The organism is Neorhizobium huautlense, assembly GCF_030811685.1.
GTDB lineage: Bacteria > Pseudomonadota > Alphaproteobacteria > Rhizobiales > Rhizobiaceae > Neorhizobium > Neorhizobium huautlense_A.
In genome coordinates this window covers 279,578-295,529 of the sequence record NZ_JAUSRF010000002.1, presented here as the reverse complement: position 1 = coordinate 295,529, position 15,952 = coordinate 279,578, and the positions used below count along the sequence as shown (strand labels likewise).

At 59.6% G+C, this 15,952-nt stretch carries 15 protein-coding genes; 9 read left to right on the top strand and 6 right to left on the bottom strand.

The features are described 5' to 3' along the window. Positions 1-31: 31 nt before the first annotated feature. On the bottom strand, positions 32-670 hold the full coding sequence (locus tag J2T09_RS03995; protein WP_306831338.1) for a 2-dehydro-3-deoxy-phosphogluconate aldolase: 639 nt from the start codon (positions 668-670) through the stop codon (positions 32-34). A 147-nt stretch (positions 671-817) separates the two neighbouring features. Between J2T09_RS03995 and J2T09_RS03990 the strand changes: the two genes are divergently transcribed. The 5 genes from J2T09_RS03990 to J2T09_RS03970 all read left to right on the top strand — a co-directional run bounded on the left by J2T09_RS03990 (position 818) and on the right by J2T09_RS03970 (position 3,997). Further along, positions 818-1,318, top strand: a complete 501-nt coding sequence (locus tag J2T09_RS03990; RefSeq protein ID WP_306831335.1) for a CYTH domain-containing protein — start codon at positions 818-820, stop codon at positions 1,316-1,318. Further along, positions 1,293-2,204, top strand: a complete 912-nt coding sequence (locus J2T09_RS03985) for a CHAD domain-containing protein (RefSeq protein WP_306831333.1) — start codon at positions 1,293-1,295, stop codon at positions 2,202-2,204. Before J2T09_RS03990 ends, J2T09_RS03985 begins: the two co-directional genes overlap by 26 nt. A gap of 73 nt (positions 2,205-2,277) precedes the next feature. Further along, entirely contained in the window at positions 2,278-3,222 is a 945-nt protein-coding gene (gene trhO / locus J2T09_RS03980) for an oxygen-dependent tRNA uridine(34) hydroxylase TrhO (RefSeq protein WP_306831331.1), read from the top strand. Next, positions 3,222-3,542: a low molecular weight protein tyrosine phosphatase family protein gene (locus tag J2T09_RS03975; RefSeq protein WP_306831329.1), complete on the top strand. Its 321-nt coding sequence runs from the start codon at positions 3,222-3,224 to the stop codon at positions 3,540-3,542. Before trhO ends, J2T09_RS03975 begins: the two co-directional genes overlap by 1 nt. A gap of 125 nt (positions 3,543-3,667) precedes the next feature. After that, entirely contained in the window at positions 3,668-3,997 is a 330-nt protein-coding gene (locus J2T09_RS03970; RefSeq protein WP_306831327.1) for a hypothetical protein, read from the top strand. Here the strand turns inward: J2T09_RS03970 and J2T09_RS03965 are convergent, their stop codons facing one another. The 5 genes from J2T09_RS03965 to J2T09_RS03945 all read right to left on the bottom strand — a co-directional run bounded on the left by J2T09_RS03965 (position 3,998) and on the right by J2T09_RS03945 (position 10,557). Further along, positions 3,998-6,184, bottom strand: coding sequence for a bifunctional diguanylate cyclase/phosphodiesterase (locus tag J2T09_RS03965; protein ID WP_306831324.1), 2,187 nt, complete (start codon positions 6,182-6,184; stop codon positions 3,998-4,000). Between the two features lie 142 nt (positions 6,185-6,326). Then, the gene (locus J2T09_RS03960) at positions 6,327-7,103 is read right to left on the bottom strand and encodes a MetQ/NlpA family ABC transporter substrate-binding protein (protein ID WP_306831322.1); all 777 of its coding nucleotides are present in this window, start codon (positions 7,101-7,103) and stop codon (positions 6,327-6,329) included. A 66-nt stretch (positions 7,104-7,169) separates the two neighbouring features. After that, entirely contained in the window at positions 7,170-7,838 is a 669-nt protein-coding gene (locus tag J2T09_RS03955) for a methionine ABC transporter permease (RefSeq protein ID WP_306831320.1), read from the bottom strand. Further along, on the bottom strand, positions 7,828-8,859 hold the full coding sequence (locus tag J2T09_RS03950) for a methionine ABC transporter ATP-binding protein (protein WP_306831673.1): 1,032 nt from the start codon (positions 8,857-8,859) through the stop codon (positions 7,828-7,830). Before J2T09_RS03950 ends, J2T09_RS03955 begins: the two co-directional genes overlap by 11 nt. Before the next feature lie 333 nt (positions 8,860-9,192). Further along, positions 9,193-10,557, bottom strand: coding sequence for a GH1 family beta-glucosidase (locus J2T09_RS03945; RefSeq protein WP_306831318.1), 1,365 nt, complete (start codon positions 10,555-10,557; stop codon positions 9,193-9,195). Between the two features lie 383 nt (positions 10,558-10,940). On the opposite strand from J2T09_RS03945, the gene J2T09_RS03940 reads away from it, so the two are divergent. From J2T09_RS03940 to J2T09_RS03925, 4 genes are all read left to right on the top strand, one after another. Then, the gene (locus J2T09_RS03940) at positions 10,941-11,645 is read left to right on the top strand and encodes a gluconate 2-dehydrogenase subunit 3 family protein (RefSeq protein WP_306831316.1); all 705 of its coding nucleotides are present in this window, start codon (positions 10,941-10,943) and stop codon (positions 11,643-11,645) included. Positions 11,646-11,651: 6 nt separating this feature from the next. Continuing rightward, entirely contained in the window at positions 11,652-13,421 is a 1,770-nt protein-coding gene (locus tag J2T09_RS03935; RefSeq protein ID WP_306831315.1) for a GMC family oxidoreductase, read from the top strand. Positions 13,422-13,432: 11 nt separating this feature from the next. Further along, positions 13,433-14,746, top strand: a complete 1,314-nt coding sequence (locus J2T09_RS03930; RefSeq protein ID WP_306831313.1) for a cytochrome c — start codon at positions 13,433-13,435, stop codon at positions 14,744-14,746. 280 nt (positions 14,747-15,026) lie between these two features. After that, positions 15,027-15,950 carry an HD-GYP domain-containing protein gene (locus J2T09_RS03925; RefSeq protein ID WP_306831312.1) on the top strand — a complete coding sequence of 308 codons (924 nt, stop codon included), beginning with the start codon at positions 15,027-15,029 and terminating at the stop codon, positions 15,948-15,950. The last annotated feature ends 2 nt before the right edge of the window (positions 15,951-15,952 follow it).

Genomic DNA, 15,952 nt, shown 5'->3' with positions numbered 1-15,952 from the left:
ATGGCGGACCGCCTCATGAAAATCATTCGGCTCAGGCCTTCAGCGCAAAGGCTTCCGAAGCAAGCTTGGTGATGCCGACCCAGTCACCGGCCTCGATCAGTTCCTTCGGGGCAACCCAGGAACCGCCAACGCAGACGACGTTGGGCAGCGACAGGTAATCCTTGGCATTCTTCAGCGAAATGCCGCCGGTTGGGCAAAACAGCGTGCCGGCAAGCGGCGAGGACCATGCCTTCAGCATGGCGGCGCCACCGTTCTGTTCGGCGGGGAAAAATTTCATCACGTCATAACCGGCTTCGCGCAGCGTCATGACGTCGCTCGGCGTGGCCGTGCCCGGAAGCAGCGGAACGGCGCTATCGTTGGCGGCAGACAGCACGCTCGGCGAAACACCGGGCGACACGATGAAGGTGGAGCCGGCCTTGACGGCTGCTTCGTAATCCCTGGAGTTCAGGATGGTGCCGGCACCGACATTGGCGCCTTCCACTTCGGCGGCTACGGCCTTGATGGCGTCGAGCGCTGCCGGGGTGCGCAGCGTGATCTCGATGGCGCGCAGACCACCGGCAACCAGCGCCTTGGCAAGGTTCACCGCCGATTTCGCGTCGTCCACGATCAGCACCGGAACGACCGGCTGCAGCTTGAGGATGGAAAGGACTTTTTCTGTCTTACCGCTCATCATCTTATCCGTTTGAAACGATTAAAGTGGGCTTTGAAATACTCCCCACACCTGACGATGTCGAGAGAAAATGCCGTTGCGACACAATGCGGGGCTGGTCGAAAGTGTCGCATTGCCATAGGTTTGCTGTCAACAAACGGGGTAGAGATGGCCAAGGAAATCGAGCGCAAGTTTCTGGTAGACAATGATGGCTGGAAGGCCGGCGTCAGCGCCACGAATACGTTTCTGCAGGCCTATATCGCGACCGGCGACGATCGCTCGATCCGTGTGCGCATCATCGACGGTAGCAGCGCCCGCCTGACGATCAAGATCGGCCGCGACCTCCTGGTGCGCGACGAGTTCGAATACGACATTCCGGTCGCAGACGCCGAGGAACTGATGCAGGCGGCGATCGGCATCGTTCTGGAAAAGACCCGCCACAAGGTGGAGTATCGCGGCTTCACCTTCGAGGTCGACGAATTCGCCGGTTTCTATCACGGCCTGATCGTTGCCGAAGTGGAGATGCAATCCACCGAAGACCGGCCGGACCTGCCCGCATGGCTTGGCCGCGAGGTGACCGGCGACAAGCGTTATTCCAACATGGCAATGGCGACGAACGAGGATCTGAGCGCGGAGTTGGGCCATGGCCTATCGAATCCGCCCCTCTGAACCGCTCACACAGGAGATTCGCGCGGTTGCGGAAAAGCAGCTTGGCCGTGCCGTCACCCTGTTGGAAGAGCAGCCGGACGGCCAGCACAAGGCGATCCACGATGCCCGCAAGCGGTTCAAGCGGGTGCGCGCGCTCTACCGGCTGATCGAACCGGATGCCAAGGCGTTTCGCAAGGTCGAAAACGCCCGCATCCGCGATATCGCCAAATCGCTGTCGACCGCCCGCGATGCCACGGCCCTGATCGAAACCACCGAATATCTGGTGAGCGATGCAACATCGGCGGAAGAGATCGCCGCGCTCACCTTCGCCTCCAATGCGCTGATCGAACGCCGCGATCGGATCGTGGCGGACGAAACCGATCTTGAGGAAAAAATCACAGCCGCCATCGCGGAAGGTCGGGCGGCCATCGATGCGTTGCAGACACTCGATCTCGGCGACAGCGCCGCCAAGGCGGCAAAATGCCTTGGCAAGGCATGGCGCAAGCAGCGCAATGCGGCCGCATCGGCGCTTGCCGCATGCCATGCCCAGCCGGAAGCCGACGTCTTTCATGAATTGCGCAAATCCGGCCAGATCTACTGGATGCATCTGTCGCTGCTGCGCGACCTCTGGCCATCGGCGATGCGCGCCAAGCACGACGACGCGAAGGTGCTGGTCGAAATTCTCGGCCACGAACACGATCTTTCGGTGCTGACACAGCTGATCAACGAACAGCCGGAGCTGTTTGGCGATGGCGATACGATGGCGCGGCTTCTGGGCGCTGTGATATCCAAACAGCAGGCGCTGCGACATCAGGCACTACGGATGGCCGACTCCGTATTTGCCGATGATGGCGAAGAGGAAAGCCGGATCATCGCCATGCTCTGGAAAGCTGCCGCAGCATCCTGATCGGCAGCATCCTGATCGATTGTCACGATACAGGCCATTGCGAAGACGCGGCCAAAATTGTATTTCCACGCCCATGACCGAAAACCAGACCCTTCCGCGCCCCGAGGCTACGGGCAGCTTTCTCGTGGCCGCCCTCTATCATTTCGCCCGCTTCGACCGTTTCGAAAGCGTGCAAAAGCCGCTGCAGGCCTTTTGTGATGAAAATGGTATCAAGGGCACGCTGCTGATCGCGCGCGAGGGCATCAACGGCACGGTAGCCGGCACGGACGGAGCAATCGCAAAGCTGCTCGCCCATCTACGCGCCATGCCGGAATTTTCCGGGCTGGAGCACAAGGAAAGCCGCGCGTCCAAAATGCCGTTCGTGCGCATGAAGGTGAAGCTCAAGAAAGAGATCGTCACCATGGGTGTCGAGGATATCGACCCCAACCGCATCGTCGGCACTTATGTCGATCCGAAGGACTGGAACGCGCTGATCTCCGATCCGGAAACCATCCTGATCGACACCCGCAACGACTACGAAACGGCGATCGGCATTTTCAAGGGCGCGGTCGATCCGAACACCAAGACATTTCGCGAGTTTCCCGACTGGGTGCGCAACAATGCCGGTCTGCACAACAAGCCGAAAATCGCCATGTATTGCACCGGCGGCATCCGCTGCGAAAAGGCCACCGCCTTCATGAAGCAGGAAGGCTTTGAGGACGTCTATCACCTCAAGGGCGGCATCCTGAAATATCTCGAGGAAGTGCCGCAGGAAGAAAGCCTGTGGGAAGGCGCCTGTTTCGTGTTCGATGAACGCGTCTCGGTCGAGCATGGCCTGAAGGAAGGCAATCACAAGCTCTGCCACGCCTGCCGCAACCCGATCACGGCAGAAGAGGTCACCTCGGAAAAATACGAGGAAGGCGTATCCTGCTCCAACTGCTATGACAGCCGCACGGAAGAAGACCGCCTGCGCTACCGCCAGCGCCAGCTTCAGATCGCGCTCGCCAAGAAGCGCGGCCAGAAACATATCGGCGGCTGATGAAAAACGTCCTGTTCGTCTGCAGCCAGAACAAGCTGCGCAGCCCGACGGCCGAACAGGTATTTTCCGACTGGCTGGGTGTGGAAACCGCCTCGGCCGGCACCAATAACGACGCGGAAAATCCGCTTTCCTCAGAACTTGTCGAATGGGCGGACATCATTTTTGTGATGGAGCGGATGCACCGGACAAAGCTGCAGACGCGCTACCGGGCGGCGATGAAAAAAGCGCGGTTGATTTGTCTGGATATTCCAGACGATTACCAGTTCATGGAACCGGCGCTGGTGGAGTTGTTGAAGGTCAAGGTGGCGCGGTATTTGTGAGGATGCCGGAACGAAAATGTTCGTGCCATTGGCCCCTCAAAAAGACGGGTTGCAGGCATCTGCCTTTAAACACATAATCGCATAATAAACTCTGCATCACTCAGGGTTGCGACAGGGGAGCCAGGATGAATGCACAACGCCCCAGTCAGGCGACCAAGGATAACCCGACTCATGCGCTCAACGAGCAGATCATGCAGTCGCTCATGGAGATCCAGCGCGAACTCTCTTCTGTCACGACAAAGACGGATCGTGTCATCACTGATATCGGCAGGCTGGATGATCGCCTCGACAAGGTCAGAAGCAAGATTTCGCGCTTTGAAGGTGTCGCATTTGGTGCCGGGATCGTCATCGTGCTGTTTGCCAGCATGTTGTGGTGGCTGGTCGGTGATCAAATGACGCAGATCAGGGATCAGCTGCACAGTTTTCAGCAGCAGACCACGCAAAAGGCTCCCTGATCAGCCCCCAACCTCGCGCTGCTCCATCACCATCCGCCCGATCGCATCCCCCGGCATCGGTCTGCCGAAGAAATATCCCTGCAATTCATCGCAGCCGCTGAGCCGCAAGATCTTTGCCTGATCCTCGGTCTCCACGCCTTCCGCCGTCACCGGAATATCGAGCGCGCGCGCCAGCGCCACGGTTGCCTGCAACAGGTCGACGGCACTGCCGCCTTCCGCCACCGTCGCGACCAGTGACTGGTCGATCTTCATGCGGTCGAAACCGAACTGGCGCAGGTAACCGACGCTGGAAAAGCCGGAACCGAAATCGTCGAGCGCGATCTTCACGCCGATCGCCTTCAGGCTGTCGATGGCGGCAAGCGCGCGGGCCGGATTGCGGATGAAATAGCTCTCGGTCATTTCCAGCGTGATACGATTGGGATCGACATCGATATCGCGAAACGTCCGGGCGACATGACCGGCAAAGGCCGGATCGCGGAACTGGCCGGGCGAAATATTGACGGCAAGCCGCAGGTCCGGCCATTGCCGCACGGCCCGGCAGGCGGTGCGCAACACGCTGAGGCCCAACTGATCGATCATGCCGGTCTGCTCGGCAACGCCGATAAAGATTTCCGGGCTGACGGGCCCATGCCCCGGCCGGTTCCAGCGCGCCAAGGCCTCCACAGACACCATGCGCCCATCACGCGCATCCACGACCGGCTGATAAACGACGCCGATCTCGCTGTTTTCGATCGCCCGGCGCAGATCGATTTCCAGCTGGTTGCGCTCCTCGCGCTCGGCATCCATGCAGGGTGAATAGACCGTCCAGCGGCCGCGACCGGCATCCTTGGACTGGTACATGGCCATATCGGCACGACGCAGCAACTCTTCACCGGACACGCTGCCACGCGCGGACACCGCCACGCCGATACTGGTGCCGACCACGGCAACACGCTCGCCGATGACGAAAGGTTCGGCAAAAAAGCCGAGAATGCGCTCGCACAGTTCCGGCACCACCGTTTCCTGCGCGCGCGTGTTCATGGCAATGGCGAATTCATCGCCGCCGACGCGGGCGATGGTCGCTTCCCTGCCGATCAATGCCAACAGGCCGGCAGAAACGCCTCGAATGAGGTTGTCGCCGGTGCCGTGGCCATAGGCATCGTTGACTTCCTTGAACCCGTCGAGATCGAGATAGAGCAGAAGCACGTCATCATTGCCGTTTTGCGCCAACGACACCAGATCGCGCAGGTTGGCGAACAAGCCATAGCGGTTGGAAAGCCCGCTCAGCGTATCGAGCCGCGACAGTTCCACCGCCGCCGCCTCCTCCGCCTTGATCTGGCGCAGCAGCCGTGCACCGCTGACGAACAGCAGAACGAAATAGATCGCCACCATGGCGACCGCACCCAGAACAAGCGGCTGCACCTGTTGAAGGCTGGCGCTGCCCGGCAAGCGCGAGGTCCATGTCAGCCCGCCTATCGGATTGCCGTCGGCATCGCGGATTTCGACGTGATTGGCCCGCCGCTCTCCATTGCCGACAAGGCTGAGGCCGGAGACCACATAGGTCCGCGCCATGGCCGTGATTTCGTTTTCATGCAGATGCCGCAACAGGACGAGATACCGGCGATCGGCCGGCTCGTGATCGATGCGACCACTTTTCTGGCGGACGAGCCCGATGGCGACGGCTGCGATGCCCCGCGGGGTGCGGATGAAGGCATTGCCCTCCGGCATCGCTTCCGGTGCCGAGTTGCGCACACCATCGAACAATGTCGCAAACGAGGGGTCGAAATAGCTCTTGATGGCCCAATCCGCCGGCTCGCCGCCCTCATAGGTCATCAGCGCATGGCCTTCGGCATTCAGAACGACGGCGGCATCAAACAGATTGTTGTTGGCGGTCATCTCGCCAAAATTGCTGATCACCCAGTCCATGCCGTCGTCGGCATAAACATAACGATCGGCATCGTCCCAGGCGGCATAGTCGTTCAGCGTTGCGCCGAGATGGTTGCGAAAGGTCAACAATGCGCCGATCGTGGTCTCGCGCGAGCGTTCGTCGTCCAGCCGGTTGGCGTGTTCACCGACACGATCGAGCGCTGTCAGCACCATACTGGTGACGATGACCATGACAGCCGCAAAGATGACAAGCAGCGAACGCACGAGCGAACGACGCTGCGCGACAGAAGACTGTTTTGGACGCGAAGATAGAACCCGCATATTTTCCCCCGAACCGACGATACGTTGCGAGGGTTCAAATTTTGTTTATCGCGGCGAAATCGCGGGCGCAAACCCCGCCAACGGAAAAGGCGGCCCGACATGGCCGGACCGCCTCTTATAGCAGTGGATGAAGCGACCGGTTTTACCAGGAAGCGATCAGCGCACCCTTGTATTCTTCCTCGATGAACTTGCGGATGCTGTCATCGTGATAGGCTTCAACCAGCGTCTTGGCCCAGGCAGCGTCCTTGTCGGCAGTGCGGACAACGATGACGTTGGCGTAAGGCGACCGTTCACCTTCGATGGCGATCGCGTCCTTCTTCGGGTTGAGGCCCGCTTCCATGGCATAGTTGGTGTTGATGACGGCGGCATCGACGTCATCGAGCGAGCGCGGCAGCTGGGCTGCATCGATTTCGGCGAACTCGATCTTCTTGGTGTTCTCGATAATGTCGGCAGGCGTTACCTTGATGCCGGCATCGTCCTTGAACTTGATCAGGCCCTTGGCGGCCAGAACCAGCAGCGCGCGGCCGCCATTGGTCGGGTCGTTCGGGATGGCGACGGTCGAACCTTCCTTCAGTTCGTCGAGGCTCTTCACCTTCTTCGAATAGACGCCCATCGGGGTGGTGATGGTCTTGCCGATGCTGACGAGATCGAACTTGCGGTCAGCGATCTGGTTGTCGAGGTAAGGCTGGTGCTGGAACGAGTTGGCGTTGATATCGCCATCGTTCAGCGCCTGGTTCGGCACGACATAGTCGGAGAACTCGACGATATCGATGTTGAGGCCCTTGGTCTTGGCGACTTCGGCAACCTTTTCCATGATCTTGGCATGTTCGCCGGCCGAAACGCCGACCTTGATGTCTTCGGCAAGAGCGGAGCCGGCAGCAAGAACTGCAAGCGTAGCTGCGATGATCAGTTTCTTCATTCTGGTGTTTCCTTGTGGTCGGTATGTGGGAGGTATCTTTTTGTTATTTCTGGTTTTTGGCAGAATTCAGTTCTTGCGATTGCGCTTGTCGAAACTGCGGGCCAGCGCATCACCGGCGCTCTGCACGAGCTGGACAAGCACGATCAGCACGACAACGACGGCGAGCATCATTTCCGGCATGAAACGCTGGTAACCGTAACGAATGCCCAGATCGCCCAGGCCACCGCCACCGACGGCACCGACCATGGCCGAATAACCGATCAGGCTGACCATGGTCATGGTGAGTGCGGCCATCAGCGCCGGACGCGCTTCGGCGAGCAGAACCTTGAAGACGATCTGCATCGGGGTTGCTCCCATGGCACGCGCCGCCTCGATCAAACCCTTGTCGATTTCGCGGATCGCCGCTTCCACCAGACGCGCGAAAAACGGGATCGTCGCGATGGTCAAAGGCACGATGGCGGCATTGGTGCCGATCGAAGTGCCGGTGACGAACCGCGTGAACGGAATGATCGCCACGACCATGATGATGAAAGGCGTCGAACGGGTAGCATTGACGATCAGGCCAATGATGCGGTTGACCATTGGTGCCGGGAACAGTTCGCCCCTGCCGCTGGTGGCGAGGAAAATGCCGATCGGCAGGCCGATCAGCGAGCCGAGAAGGCCGGAAATCGCCACCATCTGGCCCGTCTGGCCGAGCGACTTGAGGATAAGGCTGATCATCATCTCAAGCGACATAACCGAGAACCTCCGTGGTCAGGCCGGTTTCGGCATAAAATTGTTCGGCACGCGCAACGACGGCCGGATCGGCGGAATAGGAGACGACCAGCGAACCAAAGGGTTCGCCACCGATTTCCTCGATACCTCCGGCGAGAATGTTGACGTCGGAGCCGAGCTCGGCAACCAGACGGCCGGTCAGCGGCTTGAAGGCGGTCTCGCCAAAAAACACCAGACGAACCAGAACACGATCACCAGCGGACGGCACCTGCTTGATGCTGTTGCGCAGCCATTCCGGCAGGTTGAGCGCCGAGGCCAGAAGCGTGCGCGTCGTCTCGTGGCTCGGGTTGGCGTAGACGTCGAAGGTGCGTCCGGATTCGACGATACGGCCGGCATCGATCACCGCCACATGGCTGGCGATGGTTTTCACCACTTCCATCTCGTGGGTGATCAGGAGAACCGTGAGGTTCAGCTCGGCATTGATGCGCTTCAACAGTTCGAGGATCGACTGCGTGGTTTCCGGGTCAAGCGCCGAGGTCGCTTCATCGGAAAGCAGCAGCTTTGGATCGGTCGCCAGCGCACGGGCAATGCCGACACGCTGTTTCTGGCCGCCCGATAGTTCGGAAGGATAACGGTTGGCCTTGTCGCCAAGCCCGACGAGATCGAGCAGCGGGCCGACCTTGGCCTTGATCACCGCCTTGTCGACACCGGCGATCTCCAGCGGCAGCGCCACGTTGTCGAAAGCCGTGCGCGACGACAGAAGGTTGAAATGCTGGAAGATCATGCCGATCTGGCGGCGCAGACCACGCAGGCTGTCTTCGCCCAGCCCACCGACCTCGATACCATCGACGATCACCTTGCCGGTCGTCGCCTTTTCAAGGCCGTTGACGAGGCGGATCAGCGTGGATTTTCCGGCGCCGGAGCGGCCGATAATGCCGGTGATGGCGCCGCGCGCAACGGTGAGATCGATATCGGCAAGTGCCGTGAACCCGCCTTCGCCGGCAGGGCCAAAACGTTTTCCGACGCCTTCGAAGGCAACCATCGGCACCGCCGATACGCCGGCCGAATGATCGGCCCCGGGCGCGGTGCGGGCAGCCGCTTGTTGGATCGTCATGTCTTACTCTCGGGTGTTGGTCTTCAGAAACTGGCGGCTCTATAGCCGCTTATGCACGCTTTAGCCAATCAGGCGGCACATTCGAAGACAGACACGGACAGCAAGCATTTTTGACGGCTTTCGATACAGGCGATTGCGGCAGAGGATTTCGCACCTCTCTTGAGCGGCATATATGCCTTCAGCGCCGACCGCTGCGAAGGGATGGTTTTCCGTTTGTGCGGCGCGGCAGGAAATAATCTTCCCTCTTTTGCGGATTGGAACCTACTCGTTTGACGATCCGAAAGTCGAGGCCAGCGTGCTGTACCAGTTGCCGCTTTTCTTGATGGTCCGGGCCTGGGTTTCATAGTCCACATAAACGAGGCCAAACCGCATGCGATACCCTTCCGCCCATTCGAAATTGTCCATCAGGCTCCAGGCGAAATAGCCTTTCATCGGATAACCGCCCTTCACCAGATCGGCGACGACACCCAGATGTTCGCTGTAATAGCCGAGGCGCATATCGTCTTCGATCTTGCCATCGACCAGCTCGGTATTATCGCAGGCGCCGTTTTCGGTGACGTAACAATCCGGCAGGTCGTAACGACGGTAAAGATCCTCGACGAGAGACTGCATCGCCGGCGCATAAATTTCCCAGCCGATATCCGTCACCTGATCATTCACGAACGGCGCCGGTTTCGTTGCCGGGAATTCCGCACCTTCAGCCGGATCGGCGGAAACACGCATCGGCGTGTAATAATTGAGACCCCACCAGTCGAGCTTCTGGGAGATGACGGCAAGATCACCCTCCTCCACGACCGGCATGCGATCACCGAGCGCATCAAGCAGCGAGGCCGGATATTCGCCCTTGAACACCGGGCCGAAAAACGCGCCATTGTGGAAATCGAAAGCCCGTTCAGCCGCCGCCTTGTCCTCAGCGGCATCGGTGCCCGCAATGACCGAATGCGCATTCAGCACCAGCCCGACAGGCACTTTTGGCGCGACATGGCGGATGGCTTCGACGCCGAGACCGTGCGCCAAATTGGTGTGATGCATGGCGGCAAGTGCGGCCTCCATGTTGCGTTCACCCGGCGCATGCACGCCGTAAAGATGTGACAGCCAGACGGAGCACCAAGGCTCGTTGAAGGTCGCAACCGAATCCAGCCGGTCGCCGAGCCGCGCCATCACCACCTTGGCGTAACGCTGGAAGGCATAGGCCGTCGAACGCGCCGCCCAGCCGCCTTCGCCCATCAGCGCCAGCGGCAGGTCCCAATGGTAGAGCGTCGCATAGGCCTTGATGCCACGCACCTGCATGCCGTCGAGAAGACGGTCATAGAAGTCGAGCCCCTTCTCGTTGATGCGGCCGGTCCCATCCGGAATGATGCGCGGCCAGGCGATGGAAAACCGATAGGCCTCGACGCCCATGTCCCTGATGAGATCGAGATCCTGTTCGAACCGGTGATAGTGATCGCAGGCGACATCACCGTTATGGCGACCGTAGACACGTCCGGGCATGTTGCAGAAGGCATCCCAGATCGAGGCCTTTCGGCCATCTTCTTTTGCCGCGCCTTCGATCTGGAAAGCGGCGGTGGCGACACCGAAAAGAAAGTCCTTGGGAAAACGTGCGGCGAGAAGCTTTGGATCGGTCATGGAAAGACGCCTGTCTGTCTCTGGAAGCCGGATGCCCAAGCGGTGTAGCCAAGCGGAACCCGCTTGTACAGCACGCAGACGGCAATTCCTCCGGGCAAAAACACGCTCAAGAAATACCACATTTTCAGAAGGATATCAGCTCGAAGAGATGAGAGCATAGGTTTTGCCATCCGTGGCAAATGCGAACAAAGATTGCAGAATATTATGCACATGCGCAAAATTTGCCTGCCAATAGATGTCAATACAACAATTTCAACCAACGCGTTATTGCGCTTTGCCGATGTGCGGCGTAGGGCCGCAGCGTCACATTGCCCTGCGCCAAATTGACGCGTCAGTTCCTGACCCGCCGCGTGGGGCATCTCATGCGGACGAAGGAGCATAAAATGAGAGACGTTCCGGGGCTGCCGTCTCGCCGAACCTTTTTGAAGGCATCGGCGGCAAGCGCAGCCATCGCGGGTATCGCAGCAGTACCTGCCAAAGCTGAACAGAAGCCAGAACCGGTGGCACTCACCGAATACAAGCCGGACTGTCTCACGCCCAGTGAGTGGGCTTTCGTGATGGCAGCAGTGGCAAGACTGATCCCGTCGGATGGCGAAGGCCCCGGCGCGATCGAGGCGCGCGTTCCGGTCTTCATCGACAAGCAGCTTGCAGGCGATTACGGCCGCGCCGCCGACTGGTACATGCAGGGCCCGCACGATGCGGCGGCAAGCCCGCTGCGCGGCTGGCAGACCCCGCTCAACCCGCTGCAGATCTACCAGCAGGCGATCCCCTTCTTCGACGCATGGTGCAAGACCACCCACGGCAAGATCTTTGCCGAACTGGATGCGGAAACCCAGGACAAGGCGCTGACCTCGCTGCAGAAGGACGAGATGAAGATCGCACCGGAACTGCGCGACTTCTTCACCATCCTGCTCGCCAACACCAAGGAAGGTTATTTCGCCGACCCGATGTATGGCGGCAATCACGGCATGGAAGCCTGGAAATATATCGGCTTCCCGGGTGCGCGCGGCTCCTACAAGGAATGGGTCTTGAAGCATAACAAGCCTTACCCGCTTGGCCCTGTCTCCATCTCCGGCGAAAGGGCTTAAAAAACCATGGCACGCACAGAAAAGAAAAAAGACGTCGTCATCGTCGGCCTCGGCTGGACCGGCTCCATCCTCGGCATGGAACTGGCGCAGGACGGTCTGGAAATCGTCGCGCTGGAGCGCGGTCACGACCAGGATACGGTTCCGAACTTCCAGTATCCCAACATGATCGACGAGCTGAAATACGGCGTCCGCCTCGGCATGATGCAGAAGCCGCACAACTCGACCGTCACCATCCGCCGCGATGTCAACGAAACCGCCCTGCCCTACCGCAGCCTCGGCTCGTTCCTGCCCGGCATCGGTGTCGGCGGTGCCGGCACGCACTGGAACGGCCTGAACTGGCGTCCGCAGCTGTCGGAATACCGTCTGCGTTCCTATGTGGAAGAGCGCTGGGGCGCCGGCATCATTCCGGAAGACATGCAGATCCAGGACTACCCGGTCACCTACGATGAACTCGAACCCTTCTTCGATCGTTTCGAGCATGTTGCCGGCATTTCCGGCATGGCCGGCAACGTAAAGGGCAAGATCATCGAGGGCGGCAACCCGTTCGAGGCACCGCGTTCGCGCGAGTATCCGATGCCGGCCATGCCGACCACCTGGGATGGCGCAAAGTTTGCCGAAGCCGCCAGGGCTGCCGGCTGTCATCCGTTCCCGAGCCCGGGCGGCATCGCCTCGCAGGCCTATGTGAACGAATACGGCATGCAGATGGGCCCGTGCAACCACTGTGGTTTCTGCGAGCGTTACGGTTGTTACAACTATTCGAAATCCTCGCCGCAGACGGCCATTCTCGATGCCCTGAAGCGCAAGCCGAATTTCGAATATCGCACACAGGCCGACGTGCTGCGCGTCGAAATGGCGGCCGACGGCAAGACCGCGACCGGCGTCACCTATTACGACTACAAGACCGGCGAGGAAGTTTTCCAGCCGGCCGATCTGGTCATTCTCGCCGCCTACCAGCTGCACAACGTCCACCTGATGCTGCTGTCGGGCATCGGCCAGCCCTATGACCCGGCAACGGGCGAAGGCGTCACCGGCCGTAACTATGCCTACCAGATGAACGGCGGTTACACGCTGTTCTTCAAGGACGAGCACTTCAACCCGTTCATCGGCACCGGCGCGAACGGCATGTCGATCGACGATTTCGGCATGGACAATATCGATTTCGGACGTGAAGGCTTTATCGGCGGCGCCTACTGGCGTTCCGGTCAGACCAATGGTCAGCCGATCCGCTCCATGTCGCTGCCGAAGGGTTCGCCCTCCTGGGGTGCGGGCTGGAAGCAAGCCGTTGGCGAATGGTACGGCCATTCGATGAATATCGGCTCGCACGGTTCGCACATGTCATACCGCGGCAACTTCCTCGATCTCGACCCGACCTACAAGGATCCGCTCGGCCGCCCGTTGATGCGCATGACCTTCAACTGGAACCCGAACGATATCCGCATGACGCAGTTCATGAAGTCGAAGATGGAACCGATCGCCGCCTCGATGAACCCGACCTCGATGCAGGAAGGCTTCAAGAAGGAAGGCGCCATGTACGACGTGCGTCCTTACCAGACGACGCACAATGTCGGCGGCTCCGTCATGGGGGCCGATCCGAAGACGTCTGCGGTCAATCGTTATCTGCAGGCCTGGGACAAGCACAACATCTTCGTGCTGGGCGCCGGCGCCTTCCCGCAGAACACCCAGTACAACCCGACCGGCATGGTCGGCGGTCTCGCCTATTGGGCCGCCCATGCCATCCGCACGGATTACCTGCGTAATCCGCGTCCGCTGGTGTGAGGAGAACATCGATGAAAAAACTCATTCGCGTTCTCGGCGTCCTCGTCGTTCTGGGTATCGTCGCCCTTCTCGCCTTCATCTTCGTGCCGGTGCAGCGCACCGGCCCGGCCACCCAGCTGGCAGCCGATTTCAAGCCGGCCAAGGGCCAGGGTGAATATGTGATGCGCGCTGGCGACTGTCTGGCCTGCCATACGACGGAAGGCGGCAAGCCCTTTGCCGGCGGCCGTGCAATCCAGAGCCCGATGGGCGCGATCTGGACCACCAACATCACGCCCGACAAGGAAACCGGCATTGGCAACTGGACGCTCGACGATTTTCGCGCGGCCCTTTACGATGGCGTGACCCCGAACGGCACACATCTCTACCCGGCCATGCCGTATGAGAACTACCGCAAGATGTCGGAGGAGGACATTGTTGCCCTCTACGACTACTTCATGAACGAGGTGGAGCCGGTCTCCAACAAGGTCGAGGAAACCAAACTCGCCTTCCCGTTCAACCTGCGTTTCGGTCTCAGAGCCTGGAACTGGCTGGCTGCCAATTATGAACCCGGCTTCAAGCCGGTTCAGGGCCAGGACGAGCAGTTCAACCGCGGCAAATATCTGGTTGAAGGTGCAGGCCACTGCGCCGCCTGCCACAGCCCGCGCAACCTGTTCATGGCGCAGGACGGCATCGACGATACGTCGAAGGCCTTCCTGACCGGCGGCGAGATCGACGGTTATTCGGCACCGGATCTGCGCGGGAACAACAGCGCCTCGCAGAAGTGGACGACCGAGCAGATGGCGGCCTATCTCTCGACCGCCCGCAACGCCCATTCCACTGCCACCGGTGAAATGATGCTCGTGGTGCGTGACTCGCTGCAGTACATGACGAAAGAGGACAACATGGCGATCGCCACGTACCTCAAGACGATCAGCGGCGGCCAGTTGCTGAAACAAGCCCCCCCGATCGAAGTCACCGAAACCGAAAAGATGCTGACGGAAGCCAAGGCTGACATGCCGCTCGGCCCCCGCCTGTATCTCGACAATTGCGGTGGCTGCCACTTCGTCACCGGCAAGGGTGCTCCGGAAATTTTCCCGGAACTCGACGGCAACTCGCTTGTCACCGCCAAGTCGCCTAAGGGCCTGATCAGCGTCATTCTGCACGGCGCGGAACTGCCGTCCACGGCCGACCGCCCGATGAAGCTGCGCATGCAGGGCTACGACAACCGTCTGTCGGATGAGGAAATCTCGGCGCTTGCCACCTTCCTGCGCGAAGGCTGGAACAACCAGGCACCGGCCGTTTCGGCAGCCGACGTGAAGGCCGTCCGCGACCTTCCGAAACATTGACAAAAACCCTGCCCCGCCGCGTAAAAATGGCGGGGCAGACACATGATTTTGGGCTCTTTACAAGCGCATTTGAACATGTTCAAAAGCATACCGTAAATTTAATTAGCAATTCAAAATCAAACACATGCGTGAATAAAAACTGAGCAATTGTAATAAATCCGATCACGAAATCGAGAAAAATACCCTCTTTCGGCACAACATGAAAATGTGACCGCCTATTTAAGTAATTTATTTATAGTCTTGACTGTCAAATCACCCTGTAATTCGAGGAATGATTGGCGTGATACTTCGTTTTCCCAAAAATCTTGTTCAGGCCGGCCTTTATATTGAGGCCGTCGAATGCCCAAGTGCCGAATTTCCGCGTCGGCGTTTCATGCTGGAGTCGGAAGAGGATCTGAAATCGATCCTGCTCTCCTCCGCCGTTGACGTGCTTGTCAGCCAGCAGAAAAGCCGGGTGGATGTCGCAGCGCTTCTTGAGCGCGCCCCTGCGGGTTATTTCAAGCCTGCCCCCTTGAGCGAGCCGATGCGGCTGGAAACCAGCGCCGCGCTGGAAGGCGCGATGGATGCCATGCGCCAGGGCCTCGAAGCCATGGTCGATGGCAATATCGACATGACGCATATCACCGAGGCCGCCATCGCTGCCCGTCGCGGTGTCGAAAACGCGCCGGAGCTTTTCGTCGAGATGACCCGCCTGAAGGCCAAGCACAAGGCGACCTATCTGCATTCCGTCGTCGTGGCCGGCCTGATGGCGCAGATGGCCGTGCTGCTTGAATATGATGATGAGATGGTCGAGGAGATCGGCCGCGCCGGCATCTTGCACGATATCGGCAAGCTGCTGATCCCCAATGCCATTCTCAACAAGCCGGGCAAGCTGAACGCCGTCGAATGGCGGATGATCCGCAGCCACCCGGAAATCGGCTATCGCCACATGAAGGATCTCGGCGGCGTTTCCGAACTCATCCTCGATGTCTGCCGCCTGCACCATGAGGCGCTCGACGGCAGCGGTTATCCGCTCGGCCTCAAGGACGACCAGATCATCCCGGTCGTGCGTATCTGCACCGTCTGCGACGTGTTCGATGCTCTCACCAGCGTGCGCCCCTACAAGAAGGCATGGTCAACCGCCGACGCTTTGACCTGGATGTACGACCAGCCGCACATGTTCGACCGCAAGCTGATCCTGCGGCTGGGTTCGATGTTTCGGTAAGG

Excerpts from the sequence above, each read along its gene's own strand:
- J2T09_RS03995 (WP_306831338.1), bottom strand. The coding sequence starts at position 670 with ATGAGCGGTAAGACAGAAAAAGTCCTTTCCATCCTCAAGCTGCAGCCG.
- J2T09_RS03990 (WP_306831335.1), top strand. The coding sequence starts at position 818 with ATGGCCAAGGAAATCGAGCGCAAGTTTCTGGTAGACAATGATGGCTGG.
- J2T09_RS03985 (WP_306831333.1), top strand. The coding sequence starts at position 1,293 with ATGGCCTATCGAATCCGCCCCTCTGAACCGCTCACACAGGAGATTCGC.
- trhO (WP_306831331.1), top strand. The coding sequence starts at position 2,278 with ATGACCGAAAACCAGACCCTTCCGCGCCCCGAGGCTACGGGCAGCTTT.
- J2T09_RS03975 (WP_306831329.1), top strand. The coding sequence starts at position 3,222 with ATGAAAAACGTCCTGTTCGTCTGCAGCCAGAACAAGCTGCGCAGCCCG.
- J2T09_RS03970 (WP_306831327.1), top strand. The coding sequence starts at position 3,668 with ATGAATGCACAACGCCCCAGTCAGGCGACCAAGGATAACCCGACTCAT.
- J2T09_RS03965 (WP_306831324.1), bottom strand. The coding sequence starts at position 6,184 with ATGCGGGTTCTATCTTCGCGTCCAAAACAGTCTTCTGTCGCGCAGCGT.
- J2T09_RS03960 (WP_306831322.1), bottom strand. The coding sequence starts at position 7,103 with ATGAAGAAACTGATCATCGCAGCTACGCTTGCAGTTCTTGCTGCCGGC.
- J2T09_RS03955 (WP_306831320.1), bottom strand. The coding sequence starts at position 7,838 with ATGTCGCTTGAGATGATGATCAGCCTTATCCTCAAGTCGCTCGGCCAG.
- J2T09_RS03950 (WP_306831673.1), bottom strand. The coding sequence starts at position 8,859 with ATGGTTGCCTTCGAAGGCGTCGGAAAACGTTTTGGCCCTGCCGGCGAA.
- J2T09_RS03945 (WP_306831318.1), bottom strand. The coding sequence starts at position 10,557 with ATGACCGATCCAAAGCTTCTCGCCGCACGTTTTCCCAAGGACTTTCTT.
- J2T09_RS03940 (WP_306831316.1), top strand. The coding sequence starts at position 10,941 with ATGAGAGACGTTCCGGGGCTGCCGTCTCGCCGAACCTTTTTGAAGGCA.
- J2T09_RS03935 (WP_306831315.1), top strand. The coding sequence starts at position 11,652 with ATGGCACGCACAGAAAAGAAAAAAGACGTCGTCATCGTCGGCCTCGGC.
- J2T09_RS03930 (WP_306831313.1), top strand. The coding sequence starts at position 13,433 with ATGAAAAAACTCATTCGCGTTCTCGGCGTCCTCGTCGTTCTGGGTATC.